Annotated in this window: 8 protein-coding genes; 5 read left to right on the top strand and 3 right to left on the bottom strand. The window is 72.7% G+C overall.

Annotated features, from left to right (window positions below):
* The first annotated feature begins 105 nt into the window (after positions 1–105).
* Genes afsQ1 through ACFVXJ_RS17075 form a run of 3 tightly spaced genes read left to right on the top strand, consistent with a single transcriptional unit; the run spans position 106 to position 2,895 of the window.
* Positions 106–783, top strand: coding sequence for a two-component system response regulator AfsQ1 (gene afsQ1, locus ACFVXJ_RS17065; protein WP_361312213.1), 678 nt, complete (start codon positions 106–108; stop codon positions 781–783).
* A complete protein-coding gene (locus ACFVXJ_RS17070; protein WP_389662448.1) occupies positions 780–2,273 on the top strand; it encodes an ATP-binding protein in 1,494 nt (497 codons plus the stop codon). Before afsQ1 ends, ACFVXJ_RS17070 begins: the two co-directional genes overlap by 4 nt.
* Positions 2,263–2,895 carry a hypothetical protein gene (locus ACFVXJ_RS17075; RefSeq protein ID WP_389662449.1) on the top strand — a complete coding sequence of 211 codons (633 nt, stop codon included), beginning with the start codon at positions 2,263–2,265 and terminating at the stop codon, positions 2,893–2,895. Before ACFVXJ_RS17070 ends, ACFVXJ_RS17075 begins: the two co-directional genes overlap by 11 nt.
* A gap of 471 nt (positions 2,896–3,366) precedes the next feature.
* On the opposite strand, the gene ACFVXJ_RS17080 is transcribed toward ACFVXJ_RS17075, so the two are convergent.
* From ACFVXJ_RS17080 to ACFVXJ_RS17090, 3 genes are all read right to left on the bottom strand, one after another.
* A complete protein-coding gene (locus ACFVXJ_RS17080; RefSeq protein ID WP_389662470.1) occupies positions 3,367–5,019 on the bottom strand; it encodes a phospho-sugar mutase in 1,653 nt (550 codons plus the stop codon).
* Between the two features lie 46 nt (positions 5,020–5,065).
* Positions 5,066–5,872 (bottom strand): purine-nucleoside phosphorylase, encoded by an 807-nt coding sequence (locus ACFVXJ_RS17085; protein ID WP_361312208.1) that lies wholly within the window; start codon positions 5,870–5,872, stop codon positions 5,066–5,068.
* Between the two features lie 179 nt (positions 5,873–6,051).
* Complete coding sequence (locus ACFVXJ_RS17090; protein ID WP_136217134.1) at positions 6,052–6,489, bottom strand: gamma-glutamylcyclotransferase; 438 nt, start codon at positions 6,487–6,489, stop codon at positions 6,052–6,054.
* A 219-nt stretch (positions 6,490–6,708) separates the two neighbouring features.
* On the opposite strand from ACFVXJ_RS17090, the gene ACFVXJ_RS17095 reads away from it, so the two are divergent.
* Together ACFVXJ_RS17095 and ACFVXJ_RS17100 are read left to right on the top strand one after the other, a co-directional pair.
* On the top strand, positions 6,709–8,148 hold the full coding sequence (locus ACFVXJ_RS17095) for an NAD(P)H-quinone dehydrogenase (protein ID WP_389662450.1): 1,440 nt from the start codon (positions 6,709–6,711) through the stop codon (positions 8,146–8,148).
* Between the two features lie 175 nt (positions 8,149–8,323).
* Positions 8,324–9,274, top strand: a complete 951-nt coding sequence (locus ACFVXJ_RS17100) for a DeoR/GlpR family DNA-binding transcription regulator (protein WP_389662451.1) — start codon at positions 8,324–8,326, stop codon at positions 9,272–9,274.
* Positions 9,275–9,566 lie beyond the last annotated feature (292 nt).

Below are 9,566 nucleotides of genomic sequence, written 5' to 3' on the forward strand. Positions count from 1 at the left end.
ACCGGGGTGTCCTGCGACTGTCACAGCCCTGTCACAGCGGCCCGCCGCCGCAACCCCGCACGACGGACGGTCGAGTCCCGACGGCCGATGGGACAGAATGAGCCCGTGCCTTTCCTGTTGCTGATCGAGGACGACGACGCCATCCGCACGGCCCTCGAAATCTCCCTGTCACGCCAGGGCCACCGTGTGGCCACCGCGGCGACGGGCGAGGACGGCCTGAAACTGCTGCGCGAGCAGCGGCCGGACCTGATCGTGCTGGACGTGATGCTGCCCGGGATCGACGGCTTCGAGGTGTGCCGGCGGATCCGGCGCACCGACCAGCTGCCGATCATCCTGCTGACCGCGCGCAGCGACGACATCGACGTGGTGGTCGGGCTGGAGTCCGGAGCCGATGACTACGTTGTCAAACCCGTCCAGGGCCGGGTGCTGGACGCCCGCATCCGCGCCGTACTGCGCCGCGGCGAACGCGAGGCCAGTGACTCCGCCGTGTTCGGGTCCCTGGTCATCGACCGCGCCGCCATGACGGTGACGAAGAACGGCGAGGACCTCCAGCTCACCCCGACCGAGCTGCGGCTGCTGCTGGAACTCAGCCGCAGGCCCGGCCAGGCGCTGTCGCGGCAGCAGTTGCTGCGCCTCGTCTGGGAGCACGACTACCTCGGGGACTCGCGGCTCGTCGACGCCTGCGTGCAGCGGCTGCGCGCCAAGGTGGAGGAAGTCCCGTCCTCGCCCACCCTCATCCGTACCGTGCGGGGTGTCGGCTACCGACTGGACTCCCCGCAGTGACCAAGCAGTTCCTCAAAGGGCTGTTCGCGGGCCGACGCTGGACCAGTCTGCGGCTGCGGCTTCTCGTCGTGTTCGCCCTGGTCGCGCTGACCGCTGCCGTGTCCGCCTCCGGGATCGCCTACTGGCTCAACCGCGAGGCGGTGCTCACCCGTACCCAGGACGCGGCGCTCGGCGACTTCCGCCAGGAGATGCAGAACCGCGCCGCGGCCCTGCCCGCCGATCCGACGCCCGACGAACTGCAGCGCACCGCCGAGCTGATGGCGGGCAGCAGCCCCGGGTACAGCGTGCTGCTGGTGGACGAACTGAAGGACGGCCGCAAGGTGTTCGGCGCCGCGGGCCCCGACTCCTTCGGCTTGAACGACGTACCCAAGTCCCTCCAGCACGCGGTGAACGACCGGCAGAAGACGACGGCCGCCAACGACGCCGAGTACCACATGTACTGGCAGCGCACGAAGCCGCACGGCAATCCGTACCTGGTCGGCGGGACGCGGATCGTGGGCGGCGGGCCGACGGGCTACATGTACAAGTCGCTGGCCCAGGAACGCGACGACCTCAACGCGCTCGGCTGGTCGCTGACCATCGCCACCGGGCTGGCGCTGCTCGGCTCCGCGCTGCTCGCGCAGGCCGCGGCCCGGACCGTGCTCAAGCCCGTGCAGCGGCTCGGCGACGCGGCGCGGCGGCTGGGGGAGGGTGAACTGGACCACCGGCTCGACGTGTCCGGGACCGACGAGCTCGCGGACCTGTCGCACACCTTCAACAAGACGGCGGAGGCGCTGGAGAAGAAGGTCGCGGACATGAGCGCGCGGGAGGAGGCCAGTCGACGCTTCGTCGCGGACATGTCGCACGAACTGCGCACCCCGTTGACGGCGTTGACGGCGGTCGCCGAGGTGCTGGAGGAAGAGGTCGACGACCTCGATCCGATGATCGCACCGGCGGTGGCGCTGGTGGTGAGCGAGACCCGGCGGCTGAACGACCTGGTGGAGAACCTGATGGAGGTCACCCGCTTCGACGCGGGGACGGCGCGGCTGGTCCTGGACGACGTGGACGTCGCCGACCAGGTCACGGCGTGCATCGACGCGCGGGCGTGGCTCGACGCCGTCGAACTCGACGCGGAGCGCGGGATCGTGGTGCGGCTCGACCCGCGCCGGCTCGACGTGATCCTGGCCAACCTCATCGGCAACGCGCTCAAGCACGGCGGCTCGCCGGTGCGGGTGTCGGTGCGGGTGGAGGGGGAGTGGCTGCTGATCGTCGTCAAGGACAACGGTCCGGGCATTCCGGAGGAGGTGCTCCCGCACGTCTTCGACCGGTTCTACAAGGCGAGCGCGTCCCGCCCGAAGTCGGACGGCAGCGGGCTGGGCCTGTCCATCGCGATGGAGAACGCGCACATCCACGGCGGCGACATCACGGCCGCCAACGGGGCCGAGGGCGGGGCGCTGTTCACGCTGCGGCTGCCGGTGGACGTGGGGAAGGTGATCGCCGGTGAGGCGTAGGACGAGGCGCGTCGCCGGGGCACTGGTGCTGGCGGCCGTGACGGCGGTGACGTCGGGTTGCGGGATCCGGGCGACGACGGTGCCGGTGGACGTCGGCGCGGCGCCCTCGCGGGTGTCGTGCGACACCCCGGCGGCGCCGAGCGGGCAGCAGCCGAGCGGGGTTCCGGGGTTCCGGGCGACCGTGGAGCTCGTGTGCGGGTCGCAACTGGTGGGAGTGGAGCGAGTGGTCCCGGTGCCGGAGAAGCGACCGGCGCGGGACCCCGTGGTGCTGGCGGCGCAGGCACTGCTGGAGGCGTTGGAGCGGGATCCGTCGACGCAGGAGCGGGACGCCGGGTTCACGACCGGGGTCCCCGCCGGGCTGTCGGCGGTGCCGGCGCGGGCGGGCGACCCGGCGGGGACGGTCCGGCTCAGCCGGAAGCCGGAGGACCTGCCGCCGGTCGCGCTGTCGCAGATCGTGTGCACGCTGTCCGACAGCGAGGCGGTGTCCGCGGGTCCGGGCCCGGTGGTCCTGGGCGGTCCGGACGCGGACCCGCCGCGGGCGTGGGAGTGCGGTGACGCTGTCCGCTCGCGGCCGGAATCGGTCCCGACGCTGGGCGACGTCGTCCGCCCGACCCCTTCCTGACGCGCCGCTCCGTCGCTCGCGTCGTTCGGCGGGACGGCACCTAGCGGGCTTCGCGCCGCTGCGCCGGACTCCGTCCGCCGACCCGGTCGGCACGTCGCCGTGGTCCGGCCGGCCCGCCGTTTCCCGGGGCGCCGCCCCGGACCTCGCGCCTCAAACGCCGGCGGGGCTGGATGGTTGGACGGCGGTCACTGTCCAGCCTCGCCGGCGTTTGAGGCGCCGGTCCGGGCGGAGCCCGGTTTCGGGAAGGGGCGGGTGGGGGAAAGGCCCCGCGCAGCGGGCTGGCGACGGGCCGCCCGAGCCGGCCGATGCGTCCGTGGGGGTACCGCCCCGCGGGCCGGGGCGCGTACAGGTAACGGACCGGCGGGCCGGGGAACGGCGACGCCCCCCGGGCCGGAAGGCTCGGGGGGCGCGGGGACCGTAAGGGCGTGGCCCGCGCACGGCTCCGGGACACGGCGCGCGGTGCGGGACGGGTCAGAGGCCGGCGGCCGCCGAGAGGTCCTTCTTGATCGCGTCCAGGATCTCCTGGCCGCGGGTGCGGGCCGAGGTGAGGTGGGAGGCGTCGGCCACCGGGACCACGACCTCCAGGTAGCACTTCAGCTTCGGCTCCGTGCCCGACGGGCGGACGATCACCCGGGCCTTGTGGTCGCCCTCCAGGTAGTAGCGCAGGCCGTCCGTGGGCGGGAGCGACTCCGTGCCCTCGTTCAGGTCCTCCGCCGAGACGACCCGCAGGCCCGCCAGTGACACCGGCGGCCGCGACCGCAGCGCCGCCATCGCCGAGCTGATGACCGACAGGTCCGAGACCCGGACCGACAACTGGTCGGTGGCGTGCAGGCCGTGGGCCATCGCCAGGTCGTCCAGCAGGTCGGTCAGGGTGCGGCCCTGCTCCTTGAGCTGCGAGGCCAGTTCGGCGACGAGGAGCGCGGCCGTGATGCCGTCCTTGTCGCGGACGCCCTCGGGGTCCACGCAGTAGCCGAGCGCCTCCTCGTACCCGTAGCGCAGGCCCTCGACCCGGGAGATCCACTTGAAGCCGGTGAGGGTCTCCTCGTACGGCAGGCCCGCGGCGTCCGCGATCCGGCCCAGGAGCGACGAGGAGACGATGGATTCCGCGAAGACGCCCCGCGCCCCCTTGTGGACCAGGTGGGCGGCCAGCAGCGCGCCGACCTCGTCGCCGCGCAGCATCCGCCAGCCGCCGTCCGCGCCGCCCTCGGTCGGCACGGCCACCGCGCAGCGGTCCGCGTCCGGGTCGTTGGCGATCACGATGTCCGGGCCGGCCTCGGCGGCCGTCGCGAAGGCCAGGTCCATCGCACCCGGCTCCTCCGGGTTGGGGAAGGCCACGGTGGGGAAGGCCGGGTCCGGCTCCGCCTGCTCGGCCACCAGGACCGGGGTCGGGAAGCCGTGCCGGGCGAAGGCGGCCATCACGACGTCCTTGCCGACGCCGTGCATGGCCGTGTAGACGGTCCGCACGCCCCGGGGGGAGCCGGGGGTCAGGACCGCGTCCGTACGCGCCAGATACGCCTCCAGGACCTCGTCGCCGAGGTCCTCCCAGCCGGACTCGGGCCGCGGGACGGAATCGAGGGTGGTGATCCGCTCGATCTCCGCCGCGATCTCGGCGTCCGCCGGGGAGACGATCTGGGAGCCGTCGCCGAGGTAGACCTTGTAGCCGTTGTCCCGGGGCGGGTTGTGGCTGGCGGTCACCTCGACGCCGGCGACGGCGCCCAGGTGCCTTATGGCGTACGCGAGGACGGGCGTCGGCAGGGGGCGGGGCAGGACGGCCGCGCGCAGCCCGGCGCCGGTCATCACGGCGGCGGTGTCGCGGGCGAAGTCCGCCGACTTGTAGCGCGCGTCGTAGCCGACGACGACCAGGCCGCCGGCGTGGCCCTGGGCCTTGAGGTAGGCCGCGAGACCCGCCGCGGCCCGGATGACCACGGCGCGGTTCATCCGCATCGGACCCGCGCCGAGCTCGCCGCGGAGCCCGGCCGTGCCGAACTGCAGCATTCCGGAGAAGCGGTCCGCGAGCGACGCCGTGTCGCCGGCCTCGACGAGCTCGGTGAGTTCCGCCGCCGTCTCCGGGTCCGGGTCCTCGGCCAGCCAGGCGCGGGCTCGGGTGATCAGATCGTCCTGCACTTCCTGCACTACTTCCGCCTTACCTCTCGTACGACTCGTACGGTCCTCAGATGCGGGCGAGGACCTGGGTCAGCAGCTTGCCCATGCGCGAGGCCGAGTCGCGGCCGGCCTGGAGCACCTCTTCGTGGTTCAACGGCTCGCCGGACAGGCCGGCCGCCAGGTTGGTGACCAGGGAGATGCCGAGCACCTCGGCGCCGGCCTCACGGGCGGCGATGGCCTCCAGGACGGTGGACATGCCGACCAGGTCCGCGCCCATGACGCGGATCATGTTGATCTCGGCCGGGGTCTCGTAGTGCGGGCCGGGGAACTGGACGTAGACGCCTTCTTCGAGGGTCTCGTCGATCTCCTTGCACAGCGCGCGCAGGCGCGGCGAGTAGAGGTCGGTGAGGTCCACGAAGTTCGCGCCGACGATCGGCGAGGTGGCCGTCAGGTTGAGGTGGTCGCTGATCAGGACCGGCTGGCCGGGCTTCATGCCCTCGCGCAGACCGCCGCAGCCGTTGGTCAGCACGATGGTCTTGCAGCCGGCGGCGACGGCGGTACGGACGCCGTGGGCGACGGCGGCGACGCCGCGGCCCTCGTAGTAGTGGGTCCGGCCGAGGAAGAGCAGCGCGCGCTTGTCGCCGATCTTGTACGAGCGGATCTTGCCGCCGTGGCCCTCGACGGCGGGCGGCGGGAAGCCGGGCAGCTCGGTGACGGGGAACTCGGCCTCGGGCGCACCGAGCGCCTCTGCGGCGGGGGCCCAGCCGGAGCCCATGACGAGGGCGACATCGTGGGTTTCGGCGCCGGTCAGCTCGCGCAGGCGGGCGGCCGCCGCGGTGGCGTCGGCGAAGGGGTCGGTAACAGATGCGTTCACGCCGACGAGCGTAACCGCTCTCGGCCTACGCGCGTAGATGGCACAGCTCACGGTGTTCGGATCGTTGCCTTGTCGTTTCCGCCGAATCGTCCCCGGGGGCCTGCCCAGGAGGCCGCGCGCCGGTTTCGGCCGCGGGGCTGGATCGGGCCGGCGGCGTCGAGGGGCGCGTGCGAAACGAGTCAGCAGGGGCGCTTGCGGAGTTCCATCACGTAGTCGTGCGGGGCGCCCGCGGACTCGGCCGCGTCCGCGATCTCGCCGAGGTAGCGCGCGGAGGGCAGGCCGCCCTCGTAGCCGTTCAGGACGTACACCCAGGCGGCCTCCTCGCCGTCCAGGGTGTGCACCCGGATCCGCATCCGGCGGTAGATGTCGAGCCCGACGCCCTCCCACCGGTCCATCGAGTCCTCGTCGAGCGGCGCGATGTCGTACAGGGCCACGAAGACCTGCTGGCGCGGCGCTTCGACGATCGTCGCCAGCGCCCCCTCCCAGCCCATCTGCTCGCCGCCGAAAGTCAGCCGCCAGTCGTTGATCCAGCCCGTGCCGCGCAGCGGCGAATGCGGAGCGCGGCGCGTCATCAGCCGCGGGTCGAGGTTGCCGGCGTACGCGGCGTAGAGCGACATGAGGTCGAGGGTACGGGAGGGGCGGCCCGGGCGGCGTGCCCGGAGGGATGACCGGGGACGACCCGGGACGACCGGATCGGCGGAGCGGACGGCGGGACCGGGCGTGAAGCACCTTGAAGCGTGCGGGACAATGGGGCACGGAATGCATCCCCCGGGGAGACCCCCCGGAAGCCCCGGCCGGGGCGGCAGCCGGCCGGGTAGACGTGAGGCGGAGTTTTCGTGACCCGGATCGTGATCATCGGCGGCGGACCCGGCGGGTATGAGGCGGCCCTCGTGGGGGCCCAGCTCGGCGCGGAGGTGACCGTCGTGGACTGCGACGGACTCGGCGGAGCCTCGGTACTGACCGACTGCGTGCCCTCCAAGACCCTCATCGCGACCGCCGAGGTCATGACGACCTTCGACTCGTCGTACGAGGAGCTCGGCATCGTCGTCGCGGACGACACCCCGCACATCGAGCAGGCCGCGCGCGTCGTCGGCGTCGACCTCGGCAAGGTGAACCGGCGCGTCAAGCGCCTCGCGCTCGCCCAGTCGCACGACATCACCGCCTCCGTCACCCGGGCGGGCGCACGCGTCCTGCGCGGTCGCGGCAAGCTCGGCGGACCGCAGGGCATCGACGGCACCCGGGACGTCATCGTCACCGCGGCCGACGGCTCCGAGACGGTCCTGACGGCCGACGCGGTGCTGATCGCGACCGGCGGCCACCCCCGCGAGATCCCCGACGCGATGCCCGACGGCGAGCGCATCCTGAACTGGACCCAGGTCTACGACCTCGACGAGCTCCCCGAAGAGCTCATCGTCGTCGGCTCCGGCGTGACCGGCGCCGAGTTCGCGGGCGCCTACCAGGCCCTCGGCTCCCGCGTCACGCTGGTGTCCTCCCGCGACCGGGTGCTGCCGGGCGAGGACCCCGACGCCGCCGCCGTCCTGGAGGACGTCTTCCGCCGCCGCGGCATGAACGTCATCGGCCGCTCCCGCGCCGAGTCCGCCAAGCGGGTCGGCGACCGGGTCGAGGTCACCCTCTCCGACGGCCGGGTCATCAGCGGCACGCACTGCCTGATGGCGGTCGGCGCCGTCCCCAACACCCAGGGCATGAACCTGGAGGAGTCCGGGGTCCGGCTCAAGGAGTCCGGGCACATCTGGACCGACAAGGTGTCGCGCACGTCCTCGCCGGGCGTGTACGCGGCCGGTGACGTGACCGGCGTCTTCGCGCTGGCGTCCGTCGCCGCCATGCAGGGCCGGATCGCGATGTACCACTTCCTCGGGGACGCGGTGGCCCCGCTGAACCTCAAGACGGTCTCCTCGAACGTCTTCACCGACCCCGAGATCGCCACCGTCGGCTACACGCAGGCCGACGTGGACGCCGGCAAGATCGACGCCCGTGTGGTGAAGCTCCCGCTGCTGCGCAACGCGCGGGCGAAGATGCAGGGCATCCGCGACGGCTTCGTGAAGCTGTTCTGCCGCCCGGGCACCGGGATCGTGGTCGGCGGTGTGGTCGTCGCACCGCGCGCCAGCGAGCTCATCCACCCCATCTCGATCGCCGTCGACAACAACCTGACGGTCGAGCAGATCGCAAACGCGTTCACCGTGTACCCCTCCCTGTCCGGTTCGATCGCCGAGGTGGCGCGCCAACTGCACACCCGGAAGGTCGCCGGGGAGGCGTAACCGCCGCGAACCGCCCTGTTCCACAAGGGGTTTGGGGCGACGCGTGGGGTTGTGGCGGACTGTTCACGCAACTGTCCGACCGCGTATACCACTTGTCGCCCCACCTTATGGACAACTTCGGTATTCCGGCGGAAGGAGCTGAAAGCAGTCGGTCGCCCGGGTTACTGTCAGTTTCGTGTTCGCTGCAGAACGTCGCCAATTGATCCTCGAAATGGTGCGGGCCAACGGAGCGGTATCGCTCCGGGAGCTCGCCCGCGTCGTCCAGACCTCCGAAGTGACCGTACGGCGGGACGTGCGGGCACTGGAGGCCGAAGGACTCCTCGACCGCCGACACGGCGGTGCGGTCTTGCCGGGCGGTTTCACGCGGGAGTCCGGCTTTCCGCAAAAGTCCCATCTCGCCACCGCGGAGAAGACGGCCATCGCCGATGTGGCGGCCGGCCTCGTCGAAGAGGGCGAGGCCATCGTCGTCGGCGCGGGTACCACCACGCAGGAGCTGGCCCGCCGGCTCGCGCGGGTACCCGGGTTGACCGTGGTCACCAACTCGCTGCTCGTCGCCCAGGCGCTGGCCCATGCCAACCGGGTCGAGGTGGTGATGACCGGTGGCACCCTGCGGGGCTCCAACTACGCGCTCGTCGGCAGTGGTGCCGAGCAGTCCCTCCAGGGGCTGCGGGTGTCGCGAGCCTTCCTGAGCGGGAGCGGGCTGACGGCCGAACGCGGGCTGTCCACCTCCAACATGCTCTCCGCGAGCGTGGACCGGGCGCTGGTGCAGGCGGCGGCGGAGGTGGTGGTCCTCGCCGACCACACCAAGCTGGGCACCGACACCATGTTCCAGACCGTGCCGACGGACGTCATGACGCGGCTGGTGACCGACGAGCCGCCGCCGCACGACGACCGGGCCGCCACCGAACTCCAGGCGCTGGCCGACCAGGGCGTGCAGATCACGGTGGCGGGCGGTACGACGGCCTCCGGCGGGGACGGGATGGCGGGTCGCCGGCCGCGGCGGGAGTCACCGCTGCCGGTGCAGCGGCGGGGCGGGCCGACGGCGCAGTTGCGCAGTGCGCCGGGCGGGCTGCTGGAGCCGCAGGCGGGGGAGCGGGCGCGGGTCGCGGACCTGCGGCGGCGCTGAGCCGCTGCGGGTGCCGGTGCGGTGGGTGCGGCGCCGTTGCGCTGCGCGCCCCGGCTGCGCCGGGCTTCGCGGGGCTCCGCCCCGCACCCCGCGCCTCAAACGCCGGCGGGGCTGGAAAGACCGCCTCAAGCGCCGGCGGGGCTGGACGGGCCCCCTGGCGGGGCTGGAAAGGGACAACGCGAAGGCCCCCGCCCGAAGGCGGGTTCTAGCGATCCCCGCAACACCCTGTTGTTCAGGGAGTTGCGGGGATCGTGGATTTTGGGGACTTGAAGGCAAGGTTCTTCGAAGCGCT

The organism is Streptomyces sp. NPDC058279 (assembly GCF_042881255.1).
Lineage (GTDB): Bacteria > Actinomycetota > Actinomycetes > Streptomycetales > Streptomycetaceae > Streptomyces.